This window comes from Vibrio sp. HB236076 (genome assembly GCF_040957575.1).
GTDB lineage: Bacteria > Pseudomonadota > Gammaproteobacteria > Enterobacterales > Vibrionaceae > Vibrio.
Genome location: NZ_CP162601.1, coordinates 2,187,933 through 2,208,655 on the forward strand (window position 1 = coordinate 2,187,933; position 20,723 = coordinate 2,208,655).

The window sequence follows — 20,723 nt, forward strand, 5'->3', positions numbered from 1 at the left end:
ATTCATTTGTTGCGATCATTAAGCTATCTGCAATAGCCCAGGGAAGTTGAGTCTGCTTTTGTGCATCAAACTGAGTACACACAAAAATAACAATGACCTAACCATAAGATTAGCTTATGTTTTTTGATAAACAATCACTGAGTTTTTACAAATGAAACAGAAATGTAAAAATGCCGCAGGAGTCGCATCTTTCCACAATAAAGCATGACAAAAGTCAATGTTTTGGCTTTTTTTCTTGCATTATAAAAAATAGCAAAAAATACTTAAGCAATTGAAATTAAATAACATATTTAAAAGTCTTTCATTCAAAAACAAAGATGTTCATTTTTTTGACATGTGTATCAATAGCTTTAGAGAATAAACACTAACGGTATTGGGGCTTTTTCTTAACGTACAAAGTGCGGTTGACGACACAAACAACTTCACCATGCTGGTTTTTTACTTCCGTTGAAAATTGTGGGAAGTGTTTGTTGCCGCTCTGTGTTGCCTGTAATATCGCGTCCACTGTCTCCTGACATATAACAAATTCAGCCCTTACATCACCAACGCCAGGGCGAATAAACTCAATACTGGCGTGCTTATCCCACACATAATATTTCTCCCCTAATACGCCCATTAGCATGAGTGAGTAGATCGGATCCGTCAGTGAAAATAAGCTACCGCCATATTGAGTGCGATTTGCATTGCGATTCCACCAACGGTGCTTTAACGTGACGCGGACACAGCGATAATCATCACTGATGTATGTGATCTTAATACCCGCGCCAAAAAATGGAGGCCAGAGGCTCATTACTTTTTGCAACTGTTTCGGCTGCCACAACCACTGAGTCAAAGTGTGCATAATCACCCTTACTTTTTTAACGATTGGATTATCGATAACACAAATGTGAACCGTTTCATGACCCGAGTTTTTAAAACTGTGTGTCAGATAACAACAAAATCCCTTTCAATCTGGTTATGCTTCTGATTTCATTAAATGTTAACTAAGGTAAATAAAACTAAAAAATCAGTTAATTTCAGTCACATTTCATCATCAATTATTTGCCGTCACCCCCTGTTCGGGTTTAAAGTTTGTCTTGCTTCGCCTATAATAGGTGAGATAAATTGCAATCTTACCGCAGATCACCTACGGGAACATTTATGTCAGATAATAACCAGGCACTGAAAGATGCAGGCCTCAAAGTTACTTTGCCTCGTTTAAAAATTTTGGAAGTGCTTCAACAGCCAGGCGGTCAGCATATCAGCGCAGAAGACCTTTATAAGAAGCTTATTGATATTGGTGAAGAAATAGGTCTTGCAACCGTGTATCGAGTACTCAACCAATTTGATGACGCGGGTATTGTGACTCGTCATCACTTTGAAGGTGGTAAATCCGTTTTTGAATTGTCGACAAAACACCATCACGATCACTTGGTCTGCCTAGATTGTGGTGAAGTTATCGAATTTAGCGATGAAGTTATCGAAGAGCGCCAAAGACAAATCGCAGCCCGCTATAATGTGGAATTAACCAACCATAGCCTTTATCTGTACGGTAAATCGATTGGTGGCTGTTGTAAAAACAACCCTGACCACCACAAACCGAAAGACAAATAATCGTCTCCCCTTCCGTTTATTTAGTGCTTATTAAAAAGCCAGCAAGTTAAGATTGCTGGCTTTTTTTGTTTTTAACACGACTCGTTGAATAGCGGCTTTCCCACTCTATACCAGAGACAAAAAACCAAAAAGCGCCGCGGCGCCATTGCTCAATCGGCTGGTAATACCAATCTAACTAAGTATCAGGTCACCCTCGCAGGCTAAAAGCTCGATAGCATCATGAATAAAATCACTGGTCGAGTAACAACAACGATGATTATCTTTACTGAGAAAAGAAGTTGTCTTGTTCTCAAGCTTTTTTCCTTCGCGATCATTGACCAAAGACTTAATCAGATTGGTGTAGTAAAGCCATTACGCTTCGATTTTTGCCCAAGTATCGCGCAAACCAACCGTTCGGTTAATGACCAAATTTTCTGGCGTTGAGTCTTTGCTATCGATACAGAAATACCCGGTACGCTCAAACTGAAAACCTTGCTCTTTACTTGCATTTTTCAGGCTTGGCTCGACAAAACCATTAATGACTTTCAATGAATCTGGGTTAATGGTCTCAGAAAAATCTTCAGCCGCTCCTGGGTTGGGCACAGTAAATAGGCGATCGTATAAACGAATTTCAGCGGGTAGCGCTTGTTGGGCAGACACCCAGTGAATTACCCCTTTCACCTTACGACCATCTGACGGGTTTTTACCTAAAGTTTCAGCGTCATAGCGACAATAAATCGTGGTAATTTCACCTTGCTCGTCTTTTTCAATTCGCTCTGCCTTAATCACATAGGCACCGCGTAAACGCACTTCTTTACCCAAGACGAGACGCTTGTACTTTTTATTCGCTTCTTCTCGAAAATCATCTCTTTCAATGTAGATTTCACGAGTAAAAGGGACTTGGCGCTCGCCCATTTCAGGCTTATTTGGGTGATTGGCAATGGTGAGAACTTCTGGCTCATCAAAGTTTTCAATCACCAACCTGACAGGGTCAAGAACCGCCATCGCTCGTGGTGCATTTTCATTCAAGTCATCGCGAATGCAAGACTCAAGTGAACTAAACTCAATCATGTTTTCTTGTTTAGTCACCCCGATACGGCGACAAAATTCGCGAATTGAAGCCGGAGTGAAACCTCGGCGGCGCAAACCCGAAATAGTTGGCATACGAGGGTCATCCCAACCATTGACAAGATTTTCTTTCACCAACTGATTGAGTTTTCGCTTTGACATCACAGTATATTCAAGATTTAAGCGACTGAACTCATATTGGTGCGGTCGAGCATCAATCGTAATGTTGTCTAACACCCAGTCGTACAAACGACGGTTATCTTGAAACTCGAGCGTACACAGCGAGTGAGTAATCCCTTCAAGCGCATCAGAAATACAGTGAGTGAAGTCGTACATTGGGTAAATACACCACTTATCACCGGTTTGATGGTGCTCAGCAAAACGCACTCGATAAAGCACGGGATCTCTTAACACCATAAAGGACGAAGACATATCAATTTTCGCTCTTAGACACGCTTTACCCTCTTCGAACCCACCAGCTCTCATCTTTTCAAACAGCGCTAAATTTTCCTCAACACTGCGATTGCGATAAGGGCTTTCTTTACCAGGCTCTTTTAATGTCCCGCGGTACTGGCGAATTTCATCTGGCGTTAACTCTTCAACGTAAGCAAGGCCTTTGTTGATCAATTCAATCGCGTATTGATACAACTGGTCAAAGTAGTTAGAAGAGTAACAAGGTTCATCTTGCCAAGTAAAACCCAACCAAGTGACATCCTTTTTGATCGAATCAACGTATTCGATGTCTTCTTTCTCAGGGTTTGTGTCATCAAAACGTAGGTTACATTGTCCTTGGTAATCTTGAGCAATACCGAAGTTCAAGCAAATCGATTTGGCGTGACCAATGTGCAGATAGCCATTTGGCTCAGGTGGGAACCGCGTGTGCACTTGACTGTGCTTGCCCTCAGCCAGATCTTTATCAATTATTTGGCGAATAAAATTCGATGGACGAGCTTCAGCTTCACTCATCTATAGCACCTCAACATTACGTTTTTCAGAAATTGGATTCGTTAGCAGTGGCTAACACAATATAATCTCTAATGATCCACAATTCTGCCGGTTTGCACAACCAGAACAACCACTTTATTGGCAAATAAAACGCAGCAAGTGGAAAGTTGGGCAAATTTCCTCCGCCTCTAACTCATTAAAACCGGTTGTTAAAATCGCGCCCGACGCTTTCATCGTCTTGCCAGCGACATTGATTAATGCCACCCATGTCATATTGTGGCCATTTGTCGATTTCTTTTTACTTAAAAGTCAGTATATTGAAGGTGTCAAATACCATTAAGATCCCTAAGAGCAAAGAGCAGTACACCTATGTATGATGGTCAAATCGGCAATGTCGATCTCGTAAAACAACTCAACAGCGCCGCAGTCTATCGGTTGATCGACCAACAAGGCCCCATCTCTCGAATTAAAATTGCTGAAATTAGCCAACTGGCACCCGCCAGCGTGACAAAAATAACCCGTCAGTTACTCGAACACGGTCTGATCAATGAAGTAGCTCAGCAAGCGTCTACGGGCGGGCGCCGAGCCATTTCTCTCACCACTGAAACACTTTCATTCCAGTCTATTGCCGTCAGAATCGGTCGTGATTATGTGCAATTTTGCCTCTATGACTTATCAGCTAATAGCTTATATGAAAGCAATCATGACTTGCCGTATACCAATCAAACGGAATTGGTGTATTCATTACTCGAGAAACTCGACTCTTTTGTGGATCAATGCCAAAGTCAAATCACTCACCTCATTGCCATCGGCGTGATCTTGCCAGGCTTAGTTGACCCTGCCACTGGTGATGTCGATTACATGCCTCATATTACAGTGGCAGACTTCAAACTCGGTGAGCTCATTTCCGAACATTTACAATGCCCATGTCTGGTTGGTAATGATGTACGCGGTATTGCTCTGGCTGAGCATTACTTTGGCGCGACTCAAGGCTGCCAAGATTCCATTCTCGTCAGTGTACACCGAGGCACCGGTGCCGGTATCATCATGAACAGCCAGGTCTTTCTTGGCCATAATCGCAACGTCGGGGAAATTGGCCACATTCAAATAGATCCTTTAGGTGAACAATGCCAATGCGGTAATTTTGGCTGCTTAGAGACGGTGGCGGCTAATCCAGCGATTTTAAGAAAGATCCGCCGTTTGCTGGCTCAAGGCTATCCTTCTTCTTTACATCAGGTCCCAGACTCAGATCTCACCGTTGAAGTCATATGTGAGCACGCCTTAGCCGGTGATGAATTAGCAAAGCAAACCTTAATTATGGTCGGGCACACACTTGGCAAAGCGATTGCCATGACAGTCAACTTATTTAACCCACAGAAAATCGTTTTAGCTGGCCACATCAAAGCCGCTCACGACATTATCTTCCCCGCCATTTATCGCAGTATTTCTACCCAGTCTTTGTCGGCATTGCACAAACATTTGACATTAGTGCCTTCAGAGATTGATCATCGTCCCACCATGGGCGCTTTCGCCATGATAAAAAGAGCAATGCTAAACGGTGAGTTACTACAAAAATTATTAGCTTAATAAACGTTAATTTTGCTCAGTGTCACTGTAATAACAATCGTCATCCTTTACTAATTATTGAATATACTATGGATTTATTATTTATTGGTTCTGCCTTTATCGCTGGACTGCTTGCCACTGCGGTCAAGTTACCTCCTATGGTCGGCTTTCTTATTGCAGGCTTTGTTTTGCACTCCGCCGGCTACCAATCGCAAGAAAGCATTGCCTTGTTAGCGGATCTAGGGGTCACTCTGCTGCTTTTTACTATCGGTTTAAAGCTGGATGTAAAAAGCTTGCTTAACAAGGAGATTTGGCTCGGTTCGACACTTCACAACTTACTGTCTACCCTCGTTTTTATCGCCGGTTTTATGCTGTTTAAATCCTTGGGGGTCGGCGTATTAGCCGAGATGGGGATAGAGCAAATGGCCTTACTGGCTTTTGCGCTGTCTTTTTCCAGTACCGTATTTGCGATCAAAACGTTACACGACAAAGGTGAGATGAATGCCAATTACGCCACATTAGCGATTGGTATTCTTGTCATGCAAGACATTTTCGCCGTCATCTTTTTAACCGCCTCTACCGGAAAACTCCCCTACTGGTACGCCGTTGTGGTTTTATTACTGCCCCTACTTCGCCCTGTTTTTTATCGCATCATGGACTTTGTCGGCCACGGCGAAATGTTGGTTTTATTTGGCGTCACTGCCGCGTTAGTTACCGGTGCTGGCTTGTTCCAACTGGTTGGTATGAAACCAGACTTAGGTGCCTTGGTTCTTGGCATTTTACTCGCCGGACACCCTAAGGCGTCAGAACTGTCTAAATCATTGTTTAACATGAAAGAGCTATTCCTGATTTGCTTTTTCTTGAACATAGGACTCTCTGCGGATCTCACCTGGTCTGGGGCCGCTTTAGCGCTCGTTATCATGCTATTACTGCCACTAAAAGGCCTGTTGTACTACTGGGTGATTAATCAATTTAAGTTTCGAGCCCGCACCTCAATGATGACCTCACTGGCATTGTTTAACTACAGCGAATTTGGCTTAATCGTTGCCGGTCTGGCTTTTCAACTCGGCTGGATGGAAAACGACATCTTAGTGGCTTTGGCATTAGCCGTATCTCTGTCCTTCATCATTGCTGCCCCGCTCAATCGCTTTGGCCATTCAATTTACCATCGCTTGTCACCTCATATTCACGATGTTGATGTCAATGAAATTAATCCCAAAGACCAAAGGATCAGTGCAGGGAATGCCCAAGTACTGATTCTGGGAATGGGCAGAATCGGCCGCGGTGCCTACGATGAACTCTCAGAGCGTTTTGGCTCGATTTGCCTTGGCGTAGAGGTCAGAGAAGAGACCGCTCGCCGTCACCGTGAAGCCGGCAGAAATGTGATTGTGGGCGACGCCACTGATTCGGACTTTTGGGAACGAATTCTAGACACCGCGAACATCAAGCTCGTGTTGCTGGCCATGCCTCACCATCAAGGAAATCAATTTGCTTTAGAACAACTCAGCAACAGGCATTACCGTGGCAAAACAGCGGCTATTGCTGAGTATCACGATCAAATTGATACCTTAGTCGAGCTTGGGGTAGATGCCGCCTTCAATATTTACAGTGAAGCGGGATTGGGTTTTGCACGCCATGTCTGCGAAACGCTTGAAGGTGAGCTAAAGCTTCAAGCAACTAAATAACAATCCAAGTCAGTTTTTTGGTCACCAAACCACCAGCAAATGGAATTTATTTACCAAAATAGCTAAATAAATTGATGAAATTTAAACATGATGTGGTTTTATGATTTTTTTAATCGGTCTAGCTTGCTTTTTTTTATCAAAATGGCAAATTAAACCACAGACAAATTATCGCTTATTAGAACAACAAGGAATTCAGTATGTGTTCAATTTTTGGCATCTTAGACATTAAAAGTGACGCTGCCGCACTTAGACCTATCGCCCTAGAAATGTCGAAAAAGCTTCGCCACCGCGGACCAGATTGGTCAGGTATTTATGCTTCAGACAAGGCTATTTTGGCACATGAACGCCTTGCTATTGTTGGTTTGAACAGCGGAGCCCAGCCTTTGTACAGCCCAGATGGCAAAATCGCCCTGGCTGTCAATGGTGAAATTTACAACCACAAAGAGATCCGCGCTCGCTACCAAGATAAATACGAATTTCAAACGGATTCAGATTGTGAAGTTATTCTCGCCCTTTACCAAGAAAAAGGCGCAGAGTTACTTGAAGAACTCAACGGTATCTTTGCCTTTGCGCTTTACGATTCTGAGAAAGATCAATACCTCGTTGGACGCGATCACATCGGTATTATTCCTCTGTACCAAGGCCACGATGAGCACGGTAACTACTTCGTTGCCTCTGAAATGAAAGCCCTGGTTCCTGTTTGTAAAACCATCAGTGAATTCCCTCCAGGCAGCTACTTATCATCAGCGGATGCTGAGCCCGTGCGTTATTACATTCGCGACTGGAATGACTATGCGGCAGTTGAAGGCAATAGCACCAGTAAAGAAGAGCTAACCGAAGCCCTAGAAGCGGCGGTTAAGCGTCAACTGATGACGGACGTTCCTTATGGTGTACTCTTATCCGGTGGTCTTGACTCTTCGATCACTTCAGCAGTCGCCAAGCGGTTTGCCGCAATGCGTATTGAAGATGACGAAAAGTCTACGGCTTGGTGGCCTCAGTTGCATTCTTTTGCCGTCGGTTTAGAGGGTGCTCCGGATTTGAAAGCAGCGCGAGAAGTGGCTGATCAAATTGGAACGGTTCACCATGAAATGACCTATACCATCCAAGAAGGCCTTGATGCCATTCGCGATGTTATCTATCACATTGAAACCTATGATGTGACAACGATACGCGCTTCTACACCTATGTTCTTGATGGGGCGTAAAATTAAAGCCATGGGCATCAAAATGGTTCTATCTGGCGAAGGCGCCGATGAGATTTTTGGTGGTTACTTATACTTCCACAAAGCGCCAAACGCCAAAGAGTTTCACGAAGAAACCGTTCGCAAATTACTGGCTTTAAACATGTTTGATTGTGCTCGCGCCAACAAATCACTTGCAGCTTGGGGTGTTGAGGGTCGTGTACCTTTCTTGGATAAAGAATTTATTGATGTCGCAATGCGCCTTAACCCAAAAGACAAAATGTGTGGCAACGGCAAGATGGAAAAACACATTTTGCGCGAGTGTTTTGAACACTACTTGCCAGAGTCTATCGCCTGGCGCCAAAAAGAACAGTTCTCCGATGGGGTTGGTTACAGCTGGATCGACACACTAAAATCTGTCGCTGAAGAGAAAGTGACTGATCAACAAATGGAAACAGCGGCTTACCGCTTCCCATATAACACACCCACAACAAAAGAAGGTTACGTATACCGCGAAATCTTTGAAGAGCTATTCCCGCTACCATCGGCAGCAGAATGTGTTCCTGGCGGTCCATCGATTGCTTGTTCTTCAGCAAAAGCGATCGAGTGGGATGAGTCATTTAAAAACTGTGCTGACCCTTCAGGCCGTGCAGTTCAAAACGTACACAACGAAGCCTACTAAATCGTCTTCGATTGAACTAAAAAATAGCAGCGTTGAGCTGCTATTTTTTTAATCCTTTGGGAAAGATAAGTTTTGATTATCGACAATGACTTTCACGGGCTGATTAATCAAGGTGATTAGCATAATAGAGCGCGTTTCACCGTCTGGTTCTTGGTAAATGGCTTCAATGCCAGCAAATTGCCCGCCGAGTACATTGACCTTATCGCCCGGTTTTGGCAACTGAGAATGGCATTTTTTTTGCTCTAGCCCTTCTAGAGTTTGCAAAGAATCGATTAATGCCATCGGTACTTCTATCGGCTTACTCCCACAGCGCACAAAGTCTGCGACACCTCGTGTCGAACGTACGGTCGTAAAACTCGGCCCCTGTTTGTAATCGAAGCTGGCAAACACGTAGCCAGGAAATAACGGCTCTTGCTGACGCTGCTTTTTGCCACGCCGTATTCGTTCTACTTCTATTTGCGGGTAATAACAACACACGCCTTGATTTTCTAAATGTGCTTTCGCCCTTTCTTGCTCAGCGCGCTTACAATACAGTAAATACCAAGGTGTCATTTATTATCGCTCTTCTTTGTTACTGATTTGAGGCAACAACGACTGACGCATTAGTTGCCCCATACACTTATTCGATCGGCTGATCATACCTAGCTCATCAAGTATGTACTCGCTGGTAGCGCAGCCACAGCACTTAACAACTAGGCCAAACCATTACCTATATCGTACTACCCGTGACTTTCAACCCGCGATGGGCAAAAGCCATGGGTACCGTCTCACTGATTTTGGATGATATCGGCCATCATCGCAATGTGGTTGTCATCATCATTTAAGCAAGGGATAAACTGAAATTGATTTCCCCCGGCACTTAAAAAGACCTCCCGAGACTCAACCGAAATTTCCTCTAGTGTTTCTAAACAATCGGCAGAGAACGCTGGCGTAATAATATCCATCGACTTTATCCCTTGCTTAGCCAAGGCTTCTAGCGTGTCATCAGTATAAGGTTTTAACCACTCTTCACGGCCGAAACGCGATTGATAACTGGTTTGATACTGCCCCTCTTTAAGGCCCAGCTCTTTCGCTAATAACTCTGTAGTTTTTAAGCAGTGTTTCGGGTAGATATCCCCATTGTCAGCGTAGCGCTGTGGAATGCCGTGATAGGAACACAAGAGGTAATCACCTTGGCCTTTCTCCGCCCATGATTGACGCACTTTTTCTGCTAGCGCTTTAATGTAAAGAGGATGGTCGTGATAGTGATTGATAAAGTGTATCTCTGGAACCACCATTAATTTTTTCGTTACCTTAGCTAAAGCATCCGAAACAGCAGCGGTGGTGGTTGAAGAGTATTGAGGATATAGCGGTAACACCGTAATACGAGTCACGCCTTGATCAAGGAGTGCTTGCACGCCAGCGCCGACACTCGGATTGCCATAAGTCATACCCAACGCCACAGGCTGATCGAGCAAGGCTTGTAATTTTTTCGCTTGACGCTCTGAATACACCATAAGCGGCGAACCGCCTTCCATCCATACTGACTCATACAGTTTGGCAACTTTGGGGGAACGCGTCGGCAATATCACACCGTGTAAAAGGGGGCACCATAAAAAACGATTGAGAGTCACTACTCTTTGATCGTGTAAGAATTGGCTGAGAAAACGTTTAACGGCCTTAGGGGTTGCTGCGTCTGGTGTGCCTAGGTTTACGAGTAAAACACCTGATTTATCATTCTCTTTCAATTCATATCTCCTAAACAAGCTTTTTTGACTGTCACAAAAAAGGCGACCCTATTAGGGGCCGCCTTCACTATAACAAACCTAGATACTGATCATGCAAGCGCTTTTTCAATATCTTTACTGACTTCAGCAACCGGTTTAGTACCATCAAAAGTCAAGTACTGAGTTTGACCTGCTTTCGCTTCTGCTTGGTAATATTGAATTAAAGGAGCGGTCTGATCGTGGTAAACGCCGAGACGAGCGCGCACGGTTTCTTCTTTGTCGTCATCGCGAACAACCAGTGGCTCACCTGTCACATCATCGATGCCATCTTGTTTTGGTGGGTTGTACACCACGTGGTAAGTACGACCTGAAGCCAAGTGAGCACGGCGACCAGCCATGCGCTCAACAATCACATCGTCAGCGACATCAAATTCAATAACGTAGTCAACATCTACGCCCATGGCTTTGAGCCCATCAGCTTGAGGAATCGTACGCGGAAAACCATCGAGCAAGAAGCCTTTTTCACAATCATCTTGAGCAATGCGCTCTTTGATTAAGCCAAGGATGATGTCATCGGATACCAATTGCCCTGCATCAATAACGGCTTTGGCTTGCTTACCAAGCTCGGTACCCGCTTTGATTGCTGCTCGCAGCATGTCACCGGTTGAAATTTGCGGAATGGCAAACTTCTCCATAATGAATTGAGCTTGAGTTCCTTTACCAGCACCAGGAGCACCTAATAAAATGATGCGCATGTTATATCCTCTTGTTAAATGTCATTTATACCGAAGATTACCTTTTACTTCGACGGGTAAGCTTGGGTATAAAGGGAGTAAGAAAGTAGGCGAGAAAAATACACGCCCTTGAACTTTCAATCAAGTTCGACGTTGATAATATTTACGATTCATCGTACACCAAAAGCGTCTTCACCTCATCAAAAGAAAGAAAAGCCCGCCGTAGCGAGCTTTTCAATAGGATTAATGATTGAGTAATTGATTCATTGCACCTAGAAATTGCGAAGGATCGTTGAGCGTACCACGCTCCGCGAGCATGGCTTGACCAAGCAGGACTTCAACCCAACGCCCGAACTGCTCTTCATCTGCTTCATCTGCCATTTGTTTGACCAAAGCATGTTCTGGGTTCAACTCGAAAATGTATTTTACTTCTGGGGCTTCTTGACCGGCAGCAGCCAATAATTTTGCCATTTGAGTGCCCATTTCAAAGTCATCGGTTACCACAACAGCAGGCGTTGACGCCAACTTGAAGGTCGTGCGAACCTCTTTTACTCGCTCACCTAGATAGCCTTGTACACGCTCAACAACCGAGGCAAACGCTTCTTGAGTCTCTTGTTGCTTCTCTTTGTCTGCTTCGTCATCAAACTGACTGAGATCAAGGCCGGCTTTCGTAATTGACTGGAACGACTTACCATCAAATTCGTTGAGGTAGTTCATTAACCACTCATCGATGCGATCGTACATCAACACAACCTCAATGCCCTTAGCTTTGAACTGCTCAAGGTGTGGGCTATTTTTCGCTGCGGTGTAGCTGTCTGCCGTTAGGTAGTAAATCTTATCCTGACCTTCCTTCATGCGACCAACGTAATCGGCAAGTGAAACACTTTGCTCGCTTGAGTCAGTTTCCGTGGTCGCAAATCGCATTAAACCAGCAATTTTTTCTTTGTTAGCAAAGTCTTCCGCCGGACCTTCTTTTAACACCAAGCCAAATTCTTTCCAGAACGACAAGTATTGGTCAGCGTCTTTTTTGGCCATTTTTTCTAACATGGTCAACACGCGTTTCGTACACGCATTGCGCAGTGATTGTGTCACTTTATTATCTTGCAGGATTTCACGCGAAACGTTTAGTGGCAGATCGTTAGAATCAATCAGACCGCGAACAAATCTCAAGTAGCTTGGCATAAACTGTTCTGCGTCGTCCATAATGAACACTCGCTGAACGTATAGCTTTAGACCACTTTTATGGTCGCGGTTAAATAAATCCCAAGGGGCTTTAGACGGAATATACAACAAGCTGGTATAGTCATTTTTTCCTTCAACTCGGTTGTGACTCCAAGTCAGTGGGTCGGCAAAGTCTTTGGCAATGTGTTTATAAAACTCTTGGTACTCTTCATCTGACACATCCGATTTGTTTCGTGTCCACAGCGCTTGAGCTTTGTTAATCTGCTCCCACTGTTTTTCTTCTGTGTCTTTGCCTTCTTCGTCTTTTACCGCGGTTTCGATGTAAACCGGAATGCCAATATGGTCAGAGTATTTACTGATTACATCGCGAAGGCGCCACTCGCTGAGAAACTCTTTGCCATCTTCACGCATATGCAAGACGATGTCGGTACCACGAGAGGCCTTGTTGATGTCTTCTAAGGTGTACTCACCTTCACCAGAGGAATGCCATTGTACGGCTTGATCAGCATCTACACCCGCGGCACGCGTACGTACTGTCACGGCATCAGCGACAATAAACGCCGAGTAGAAACCAACACCAAATTGACCGATCAACTGTGAATCTTTACTTTGATCTTCAGACAGTTTTGCAAAGAAGTCTGCGGTACCTGATTTGGCGATCGTACCAAGATTTTCTATCACCTCATCGCGAGTCATACCGATACCATTGTCAGAAATGGTTAACGTATTGGCCTCTTCATTAAAATACAGTTTAACACCTAAATCGGCATCACCTTGATAGAGTTCAGGGTCAGATAAGGCTTTAAAACGCAATTTATCAACAGCATCAGAAGAGTTGGAAATCAACTCGCGTAAGAAGATCTCTTTGTTTGAATACAATGAATGGATCATTAAGTGAAGCAGTTGTTTCACTTCTGATTGAAAACCACGAGTTTCTTTGTTGTTAGTTACCGTCTCGCTCATGTTAACTCCAAGCTTTAAGTTGATATGTAACGAATAATTAAAGAGATACGTTGTCTATATGACATTAATTCCTGACCAGTAGATTGTGGTCAAAAGATAGGTTTTCAAGTGTAAATCTATTTAAATGCGGTGTTTTTTTGTTTTTTTTTTATTATCCTACTCAGTAATTTGGGTAAAAAATTCTAAAAAAACCTGAACAAAGCCGACAAAAAAATGTCATAAACCATTGATATAGCTTAACAAACCACAAAAGAAAACAAAATGAACTCGATTGATTCAAAATTTCTCATCGCTGGACGCTTTTTGTTTGATAGCAATAGTAATTGTTTGTACGATCAACAAAGTGATGAAGAGTCGAGCCGACTTGGCAGTAATGAAGGTCGCATTTTGTTGCTTTTGTGCCAAAATCCTAACGATGTCATTACTCGACAAGAATTACACGAATTTGTATGGCGAGAACAAGGCTTTGAAGTGGATGATTCAAGCCTCACCCAAGCCATTTCGACGCTGAGAAAAAGCCTCAAAGATTCGACCCGCTCACCGATTTATATTAAGACTGTCCCCAAACGCGGATACCAACTTATTTGCGCGGTGGAAACCTGTTATATCGATACGCCATTAACGCTCGAGACTCCCTTGAAAAAAGCGTCTGAGGCACCTCAGTCAAACACCGATAAACACCGTACAACCACTCCGGATGCCACTGATTCGCTTTTACCTGTTGAAGGCGAAACATCGTCCCTTTTTTCTGGGGCGCAAACCAATAGCAAACCGCTTAAGCAACAACGAAGCCCGCTATCATGGCGTATGGGATCCATGTGTATTGCGATGCTTACGGTTGCGATATTACTGCCTATTTACACGGCTTTTTTTTCTATGCCGCCGACCAGCGAACTCAAATTACTAATGCGATACCAAAACACGCCGGTATACAGCTCACTGTATTACCCTTCCATTGAGAAGTGGAAAAAAGACATTCAATTGTGTGTCAGTCACTATTTAACCCAACGACAAGCTCAAGCCTTACCAACGCAAATCATTGTGACCGGTGGAGAAGAAGACAAACTGGTATTGAACTACATTCACAAAGAAAACCAAGCCAGTGATAATTTCACCGTTCGAATATTGTACGACAAGCAAGCACAACTTGCTCAAGTTTGCCAGTAGTTGAATGAGGATCCTCCGTATGTCCTATAAGATTGCCTCTCTTTTGCTCGCCCTATCGATTGCCTTTTCCTCTTGGCTATATTGGGGCAGTGATTATCGCATACGCCACATTATCACAGCCAATGAATGGGAATCACACCTTGAAACTTTGATGCCCGATAATCTCGCATCAAGCCCCGTGCCAGGTACTCGCCCTTTGCAAAAAGTCAGTATGACTGCCAACGTTAAATATTTGCCCAACGGCAGCTATATTCGCGTCTCAACCATCAAGTTATTCACGGCGAAAGAAGAAGTGATGTCGATTGATATCTCGGAAAATGGCAACTGGAAGATGACCGACGACTACCTACTGATTACCCCCAAAGACTTTAAGGATCTTTCTTCCCCAAAATCTCAGGACATCAGTAATAAACAGTTAAACCTCGTCAAACAATTATTTAAAATGGATGCACAGCAAAGCCGCAAAGTCGACGTCATTAACCCTAACACGTTACTGCTGACCAGTTTAGATCACGGCTCCCAGGTTTTGTTTGCTAATTAGGCACTTTGATGAAAAAAGTTACCGTTCGAATTTACTACTGTACTCAATGCAATTGGATGTTACGCGCCACTTGGCTAGCCCAGGAATTGTTGCATACTTTTAGTGATGACATAGAATCAGTGAATTTATGCCCGTCGACTGGCGGGTATTTTGAGATTTTTTGCGATGATGTTTCTTTATGGGAAAGAAAAAAAGAACAGGGTTTTCCTGATGCCAAACGGCTTAAGCAAAGATTGAGAGATCATATTGACCCATTGCGACAACTTGGGCATATTGATAAACAATAGTTCTTGTACAATAGATCTTGTACACGGTGTTTACCGTACACCATACAACACAGAACAATTATCACCGCGACCCATTGTGCGCCACAAGCCAACAGGAAGGAGAAGGGATGAAGGTTTTAATCACAGGCGGTACAGGATTGATTGGCCAGGCCTTATTAAAAGCACTTCACGCAGAGACCCTTGTGGTGGTCACTCGCAACCCTCAACTCGCGGCGCAGCAGTTACAGTATCTCAATCACGGGCAATTGAGTTTTATTTCCCAGTTAAGCCAACTTTCTCACCTCAATGACTTTGACGCCGTTATCAACCTCGCCGGCGAGCCTATCGCCGACAAACGCTGGTCTCATGGGCAAAAAGATCGCATATGCCAAAGTCGCTGGCAGACCACTGAGCAGTTAGTCAACCTTTGTTTGGCCAGCCAAACGCCACCGCATACTTTTTTAAGTGCTTCTGCTGTCGGTTATTATGGCGATCAAAAAAACCATGCTTTCGATGAACAAAAAGTCGTGCACAGCCCAGATTTTGCTCACCAAGTTTGCGAACAATGGGAACGTGAAGCATTAAAAGTACACAGTGAGTCAACTCGGGTGTGTACACTGCGCTTTGGCATTGTACTTAGCCCTAGAGGAGGCGCGCTAGCGAAAATGCTTCCGGCCTATCGATTGGGTCTTGGAGCCAAATTAGGGGCGGGTAAACAGTTTATGGCATGGATACACATTCAGGATGTAGTGAATGCGATTCTTTTTTTACTCTCACACGACAAAGCCACAGGACCGTTTAACTTTTGCTCACCTCATAGCGTCACTCAGCAAGAGTTTAGTTTGGCCCTAGCACAAGCTCTTCATCGACCACATTTATTAACCCTTCCCCGCCGTTTTATGCGCATTCTTATGGGGGAGTCCCATTGTTTGTTATTTGATAGCGCACGTGCTAAGCCAACAAAATTAACTGAGCTTGGATTTAATTTTCAGTACCCCCATCTCAGCCCAGCATTAAATAATTTATTGCAAAAGAGTTAACCCCATCACACTAGCTGTTCAAAAAAAACACCACTTGCGGTTGTTTTGTCATCATTGTGTCACTTATCGTCTGTAGTATCGCAACACCTTTACTAACAACACAAGGATAGAGAATGACACTTAATCAACTTAATTGGTTATGTTTGACTGTCGTTCTGATTTTTTTACTCATACTTTCTTAGTTTAAAGAACATCAACTTCTTACTTCATCGACCATTGATAACTTGAAAAATCCCTCATGTACCTCAATATATTACATAGGTATATATTGATCTTGATCAGACACACTGAGTGTAAATAACGCGCTGCATGTGAACTCTATGGCTGATGCCGATTCAGTTTGCTAGCCGTCTGCGCGGCAAATTTACAATCTATTCTTCACTTTTGGCCCAATCAAGGAAATGGTTTATGCAATCCCCTTTCATCACCGCTGTCGACGACAACAACATTCACTCAATACTCGAAGAGTCGATGAAAACCCCCGTGCTTTTCTTATTCTGGTCAGCATCTCAACCAGAAAGTCTGCAAAGTAAACAAACGGTAGAAACACTGGCGCAGCAATACCAAGGGCAATTTTTACTGGCAACCTTAGACTGTGATCAACACATGGGCCTAGCCAGTCAATTCGGCGTGCAAATGATACCTACCTTAGCTTTATTTACTCAGGGGCAGCCGGTTGACGGTTTAGGTGGACCACAGACACAAGATTCCATTCAAGCCATGCTGGCTAAGCATTTGCCAAGTCAAGCGGAGCAAATTTTTCAACAAGCACAATCGCTCCATCAACAGGGCGACTATGCTCAGGCCTTGGCTTTGTTAAAACAGCTTGAAAGCGATCAACAGCAGCAAGCAGAAGTCAAACTCATCATGATCGATTGCTTATTAGAGACACAACAATTCTCTGAAGCCAAACCACTACTCGAGACCATTCCTCTTGAGTACCAACAGGGCTTTTACGAAGGACTTGTCGCTAAACTGAATTTGCACGAAAACGCTGCTAATAGCCCTGAACTACAAAAGTTAGAACAAGAATACGCCAATGCACCACAAGACGAACGTCTTGCCTGTCATCTCGCCGTTCAATACCACGAGGCACATCGAGACGAAGATGCGCTCGCGCTACTTTGGCCTATTTTACAACGCGACCTCAATGCGTTAGACGGTGACGTAAAGAAAACCTTCATGGATATTCTCAGCGCACTTGGTCAAGGTAATGCTTTAAGTGCCAAATATCGCCGTCAGCTTTATTCACTGCTTTACTAAATTCGAAAAAAAAACAGCCAAGTTGTTAACTTGGCTGTTTTTTTCTTTGCCGGTTGCCCGGTCAAACCTTAAGCCTTAATCATGTCGAGCAGATCTTGTTCAGTTTTAATGCTGATCCCCAAGTCTTGCGCTTTGGTAAGCTTAGAGCCTGCGGCCTCACCTGCAAACAACATGTCGGTTTTCTTTGACACGCTGCCGGTCACTTTAGCGCCTAAGTCTTGCAATGCCGTTTTCGCATCAGAGCGAGAAAGCTGGGTCAGAGTTCCCGTTAACACCACCGTCTTACCATCAAGTGGCTTCGGTTTGTCCGTTTCTGCCGTTTGAATATTAGGCCAATGGATCCCTTGGGCTAACAAATCTTCGATCACTTGTTGGTTTTGTGGCTCAGAGAAAAACTTGACAATATGGGTCGCAACTATTTCACCAATGTCTTGAACTTCAACAAGTTGCTCAATGGTTGCCGTACGAATACGCTCTAACTCTTGAAAGTGATTAGCCAAGTTTGATGCCGTCGCTTCCCCAACCTCTCGGATGCCCAAGGCGTATAAAAAGCGAGGCAAAGTGGTTTGCTTAGCCACACTCAAGGCATTGACAATGTTTTGTGCTGATTTGGGTCCCATTCGCTCCAAGACCGTGATCACGCCGGCAGAGAGAGAGAAAAGATCAGCTGGCGTTTGTACCATTTCACGTTCGACGAGCTGCTCAATCACTTTATCCCCCAAGCCATCTACGTCCATCGCCTTACGAGAAACAAAGTGCTTAAGCGCTTCTTTGCGCTGTGCTGAACACACTAAACCACCACTGCATCGCGCCACAGCCTCACCGTCAATGCGCTCGACATTGGAACCACACACTGGGCATTGGGTAGGAAAAGTAATATCACGAGCATCGTCTGGGCGGCGATCATGCACCACCGACACCACCTGTGGTATCACATCACCAGCACGGCGAATCATCACACTATCACCTATTTTTACTCCGAGGCGTTGTATTTCATCGGCGTTGTGCAGTGTCGCATTACTGACGGTTACCCCGCCAACGAACACCGGCTCTAGCTTCGCAACTGGGGTAATCGCTCCGGTTCGGCCAACCTGAAACTCCACATCTCTTAGTCGTGTTGTTTCTTCTTGTGCCGGAAACTTATAGGCGATAGCCCAACGCGGTGCTCGGGCGACAAACCCCAATTGCTGTTGAATCGCAATGTCGTCAATTTTAAATACGACTCCGTCAATTTCGTAGGCCAAGGACTCTCTGGCCGCCAAGATCTCTTGGTGATAAGCCTTAACCGCCGCCATCGAATCAACGTGTTTTACTTGTGCGCCAACCGGCAGCCCCCACGCTTTGAGCTGATTAAAACGCTGAAAGTGACTGTCAGCAAGCGTGCCTCCTTCGACCACGCCCACACTGTAAGCATAAAAACTTAACGGTCGCGTCGCGGTAATTTTGGAATCGAGTTGTCGCAGGCTACCGGCGGCGGCATTTCTTGGGTTAACAAAGACTTTTTCACCTTTTTGACGAGCCTGCTCGTTTAAACGTTCAAACCCCGCTTTGGGCATGAATACTTCACCGCGAACTTCTAATCGGGTCGGATAGCCCTCACCGCGCAGGCGCAATGGAATCGATTTAATCGTGCGAACATTTTCTGTAATGTTCTCCCCTGTCGTACCGTCACCCCGGGTCGCGGCTTGAACCAAAACGCCATTTTCATACAAGAGACTCACCGCGAGTCCATCCAGCTTAGGCTCGCAGCAATAACTCAACACCGCTTTATTAGACAAACGTTCAAGAGCACGGCGCTCAAAAGCCTCAAGCTCTTGATCATTAAACGCATTATCTAAAGACAGCATTGGAAGCTCATGCTCAACTTGACCAAAACTGGACAGCGCTTGAGCGCCCACTCGTTGGCTCGGAGAATCAGCGGTGACCCACTGAGGATGATTGGCCTCAATATCGAGTAATTCACGCATCATGGTATCGTACTCAACATCGGGGATTTCCGGGCTGTCTTCAACGTAATAACGAATGGCGTGATACTGAAGTTGCTGTTTTAAAAATTCTAGGCGCGATTGTAATGCTTGCGACATACTCATTTCTCTGTTTATAAAAAAAGCCCCCTCAGGAGCTCTTTCTTCTTTCGGTAATCTTTATTATGCCTGAGATGACTTAAAGTCTGCAATTTGACGACGGTACTTAGCGAGGCGATCGGGTGTCATGCTATGGCGACCTTCATCCAACACCTGCCCTGAAACATCATCGGCAATTTGTTGAGCCGTTTTTAGCATCAACTTAAAGTTTTGCTCAGCATCCCCAAAACAAGGTAACGTCATGAAAAATGAAATCCCTTTGGTTGTAAAGGTGTCAGGATCGTCATGCTCAAGTGTTCCAGGTTGCATCATATTCGCGACACTAAAGAGTATTTTACCATTGCCTGACAAGTCTGCATGGCGGTGGAAAATATTCATTTCACCAAAAATGAGCCCATTTTGCTGCATACTATCAAAAAGTTGTGTGCCGACAAACGGCGCTTCACCCAAACAATGCACGTGCAGGACTAATACTTGCATTTCAGGCTCTGGTTGGCCTTCATCAATAACCGCCTCAGAGTTTTCATCCACCGCGTCCATGGTTGGCAGAGTCACCTCAGACGGCGCGTTTTCATCGCGAGACCCTTCTAAATCCGCCGTGTTCAATGTTTCGCCTAAGGTCACATCGGCTGATGTGGGCTCTGTTTGTAACGGCGCTTGGTAAGCATCAATCAAGGGATCGTGTGTCACGTGCTGATCTTGAGCGGCAAATGGATTGTCATTTTGCGGCTCGGGGGTATCGACGGCATCAAATGACTCGGCAGAGTCTTCTGTCGGCTCTGAAAATTCACGTCGCTTTTTACGACCAAAACGAGACGACTTGCGTTTCTTGTCTTTGAGTTCTGGCTCAGAGTCAATATTACTCAATGGCTTGTTATTAAATTTGGAGTTGCCTTCTTTTTTACTGGACCATAAGCCGTGAAACAGCAAGGCGGCAATAGCAATAATACCTACTATGATGAGAACGAATCGCAATTCCTGCATTTTTAACTCTCGTGTCGGAACAAATCAAAACTGATCTGTTCATTAATTGTCCATTAAACTGGTTATCCCTATACTCTAACAAACCTTATCATGGA

The 20,723-nt window shown here is 44.4% G+C and carries 17 protein-coding genes; 9 read left to right on the top strand and 8 right to left on the bottom strand.

All coding sequences use genetic code 11. The features are described from left to right. Nucleotides 1-364 precede the first annotated feature (364 nt). The gene (locus AB0763_RS09500) at nucleotides 365-841 is read right to left on the bottom strand and encodes a DUF4442 domain-containing protein (RefSeq protein WP_306100921.1); all 477 of its coding nucleotides are present in this window, start codon (nucleotides 839-841) and stop codon (nucleotides 365-367) included. A 299-nt stretch (nucleotides 842-1,140) separates the two neighbouring features. Here AB0763_RS09500 and fcrX point away from each other — a divergent pair, with 299 nt between their 5' ends. Further along, complete coding sequence (gene fcrX, locus AB0763_RS09505; RefSeq protein WP_306100920.1) at nucleotides 1,141-1,593, top strand: ferric iron uptake transcriptional regulator FcrX; 453 nt, start codon at nucleotides 1,141-1,143, stop codon at nucleotides 1,591-1,593. A gap of 351 nt (nucleotides 1,594-1,944) precedes the next feature. Here the strand turns inward: fcrX and glnS are convergent, their stop codons facing one another. Then, a complete protein-coding gene (gene glnS / locus AB0763_RS09510; protein ID WP_306100919.1) occupies nucleotides 1,945-3,606 on the bottom strand; it encodes a glutamine--tRNA ligase in 1,662 nt (553 codons plus the stop codon). A 348-nt stretch (nucleotides 3,607-3,954) separates the two neighbouring features. Here glnS and AB0763_RS09515 point away from each other — a divergent pair, with 348 nt between their 5' ends. The 3 genes from AB0763_RS09515 (at nucleotide 3,955) to asnB (ending at nucleotide 8,698) form a co-directional block, all read left to right on the top strand. Continuing rightward, a complete protein-coding gene (locus AB0763_RS09515; RefSeq protein WP_306100917.1) occupies nucleotides 3,955-5,172 on the top strand; it encodes an ROK family protein in 1,218 nt (405 codons plus the stop codon). A gap of 68 nt (nucleotides 5,173-5,240) precedes the next feature. Next, complete coding sequence (locus AB0763_RS09520) at nucleotides 5,241-6,836, top strand: cation:proton antiporter family protein (RefSeq protein ID WP_306100916.1); 1,596 nt, start codon at nucleotides 5,241-5,243, stop codon at nucleotides 6,834-6,836. A gap of 197 nt (nucleotides 6,837-7,033) precedes the next feature. Then, a complete protein-coding gene (gene asnB / locus AB0763_RS09525) occupies nucleotides 7,034-8,698 on the top strand; it encodes an asparagine synthase B (protein WP_306100915.1) in 1,665 nt (554 codons plus the stop codon). Between the two features lie 48 nt (nucleotides 8,699-8,746). Here asnB and rfaH read toward each other — a convergent pair whose 3' ends face one another. From rfaH to htpG, 4 genes are all read right to left on the bottom strand, one after another. Next, the gene (gene rfaH / locus AB0763_RS09530; protein WP_306100914.1) at nucleotides 8,747-9,250 is read right to left on the bottom strand and encodes a transcription/translation regulatory transformer protein RfaH; all 504 of its coding nucleotides are present in this window, start codon (nucleotides 9,248-9,250) and stop codon (nucleotides 8,747-8,749) included. A gap of 215 nt (nucleotides 9,251-9,465) precedes the next feature. Further along, nucleotides 9,466-10,425 carry a ferrochelatase gene (gene hemH / locus AB0763_RS09535; RefSeq protein ID WP_306100913.1) on the bottom strand — a complete coding sequence of 320 codons (960 nt, stop codon included), beginning with the start codon at nucleotides 10,423-10,425 and terminating at the stop codon, nucleotides 9,466-9,468. Between the two features lie 89 nt (nucleotides 10,426-10,514). Beyond that, complete coding sequence (adk, locus tag AB0763_RS09540; RefSeq protein WP_306100912.1) at nucleotides 10,515-11,159, bottom strand: adenylate kinase; 645 nt, start codon at nucleotides 11,157-11,159, stop codon at nucleotides 10,515-10,517. Between the two features lie 222 nt (nucleotides 11,160-11,381). After that, nucleotides 11,382-13,283, bottom strand: a complete 1,902-nt coding sequence (gene htpG / locus AB0763_RS09545) for a molecular chaperone HtpG (protein ID WP_306100911.1) — start codon at nucleotides 13,281-13,283, stop codon at nucleotides 11,382-11,384. A gap of 261 nt (nucleotides 13,284-13,544) precedes the next feature. On the opposite strand from htpG, the gene AB0763_RS09550 reads away from it, so the two are divergent. The 5 genes from AB0763_RS09550 (at nucleotide 13,545) to AB0763_RS09570 (ending at nucleotide 17,560) form a co-directional block, all read left to right on the top strand. Continuing rightward, nucleotides 13,545-14,450, top strand: coding sequence for a transcriptional regulator (locus AB0763_RS09550; RefSeq protein WP_306100910.1), 906 nt, complete (start codon nucleotides 13,545-13,547; stop codon nucleotides 14,448-14,450). Nucleotides 14,451-14,469: 19 nt separating this feature from the next. Continuing rightward, nucleotides 14,470-14,991, top strand: coding sequence for a regulatory protein ToxS (locus tag AB0763_RS09555; RefSeq protein WP_306100909.1), 522 nt, complete (start codon nucleotides 14,470-14,472; stop codon nucleotides 14,989-14,991). An 8-nt stretch (nucleotides 14,992-14,999) separates the two neighbouring features. Then, complete coding sequence (locus AB0763_RS09560; RefSeq protein ID WP_306100908.1) at nucleotides 15,000-15,278, top strand: SelT/SelW/SelH family protein; 279 nt, start codon at nucleotides 15,000-15,002, stop codon at nucleotides 15,276-15,278. Nucleotides 15,279-15,385: 107 nt separating this feature from the next. Continuing rightward, on the top strand, nucleotides 15,386-16,297 hold the full coding sequence (locus tag AB0763_RS09565) for a TIGR01777 family oxidoreductase (RefSeq protein ID WP_306100907.1): 912 nt from the start codon (nucleotides 15,386-15,388) through the stop codon (nucleotides 16,295-16,297). A gap of 408 nt (nucleotides 16,298-16,705) precedes the next feature. Then, nucleotides 16,706-17,560: a co-chaperone YbbN gene (locus AB0763_RS09570; RefSeq protein WP_306100906.1), complete on the top strand. Its 855-nt coding sequence runs from the start codon at nucleotides 16,706-16,708 to the stop codon at nucleotides 17,558-17,560. A 68-nt stretch (nucleotides 17,561-17,628) separates the two neighbouring features. Here the strand turns inward: AB0763_RS09570 and ligA are convergent, their stop codons facing one another. Continuing rightward, nucleotides 17,629-19,644 carry an NAD-dependent DNA ligase LigA gene (gene ligA / locus AB0763_RS09575; RefSeq protein ID WP_306100905.1) on the bottom strand — a complete coding sequence of 672 codons (2,016 nt, stop codon included), beginning with the start codon at nucleotides 19,642-19,644 and terminating at the stop codon, nucleotides 17,629-17,631. Nucleotides 19,645-19,707: 63 nt separating this feature from the next. Next, on the bottom strand, nucleotides 19,708-20,628 hold the full coding sequence (zipA, locus tag AB0763_RS09580) for a cell division protein ZipA (RefSeq protein ID WP_306100904.1): 921 nt from the start codon (nucleotides 20,626-20,628) through the stop codon (nucleotides 19,708-19,710). Nucleotides 20,629-20,723 lie beyond the last annotated feature (95 nt).

Excerpts from the sequence above, each read along its gene's own strand:
- AB0763_RS09500 (WP_306100921.1), bottom strand. The coding sequence starts at position 841 with ATGCACACTTTGACTCAGTGGTTGTGGCAGCCGAAACAGTTGCAAAAA.
- fcrX (WP_306100920.1), top strand. The coding sequence starts at position 1,141 with ATGTCAGATAATAACCAGGCACTGAAAGATGCAGGCCTCAAAGTTACT.
- glnS (WP_306100919.1), bottom strand. The coding sequence starts at position 3,606 with ATGAGTGAAGCTGAAGCTCGTCCATCGAATTTTATTCGCCAAATAATT.
- AB0763_RS09515 (WP_306100917.1), top strand. The coding sequence starts at position 3,955 with ATGTATGATGGTCAAATCGGCAATGTCGATCTCGTAAAACAACTCAAC.
- AB0763_RS09520 (WP_306100916.1), top strand. The coding sequence starts at position 5,241 with ATGGATTTATTATTTATTGGTTCTGCCTTTATCGCTGGACTGCTTGCC.
- asnB (WP_306100915.1), top strand. The coding sequence starts at position 7,034 with ATGTGTTCAATTTTTGGCATCTTAGACATTAAAAGTGACGCTGCCGCA.
- rfaH (WP_306100914.1), bottom strand. The coding sequence starts at position 9,250 with ATGACACCTTGGTATTTACTGTATTGTAAGCGCGCTGAGCAAGAAAGG.
- adk (WP_306100912.1), bottom strand. The coding sequence starts at position 11,159 with ATGCGCATCATTTTATTAGGTGCTCCTGGTGCTGGTAAAGGAACTCAA.
- htpG (WP_306100911.1), bottom strand. The coding sequence starts at position 13,283 with ATGAGCGAGACGGTAACTAACAACAAAGAAACTCGTGGTTTTCAATCA.
- AB0763_RS09550 (WP_306100910.1), top strand. The coding sequence starts at position 13,545 with ATGAACTCGATTGATTCAAAATTTCTCATCGCTGGACGCTTTTTGTTT.
- AB0763_RS09555 (WP_306100909.1), top strand. The coding sequence starts at position 14,470 with ATGTCCTATAAGATTGCCTCTCTTTTGCTCGCCCTATCGATTGCCTTT.
- AB0763_RS09560 (WP_306100908.1), top strand. The coding sequence starts at position 15,000 with ATGAAAAAAGTTACCGTTCGAATTTACTACTGTACTCAATGCAATTGG.
- AB0763_RS09565 (WP_306100907.1), top strand. The coding sequence starts at position 15,386 with ATGAAGGTTTTAATCACAGGCGGTACAGGATTGATTGGCCAGGCCTTA.
- AB0763_RS09570 (WP_306100906.1), top strand. The coding sequence starts at position 16,706 with ATGCAATCCCCTTTCATCACCGCTGTCGACGACAACAACATTCACTCA.
- ligA (WP_306100905.1), bottom strand. The coding sequence starts at position 19,644 with ATGTCGCAAGCATTACAATCGCGCCTAGAATTTTTAAAACAGCAACTT.
- zipA (WP_306100904.1), bottom strand. The coding sequence starts at position 20,628 with ATGCAGGAATTGCGATTCGTTCTCATCATAGTAGGTATTATTGCTATT.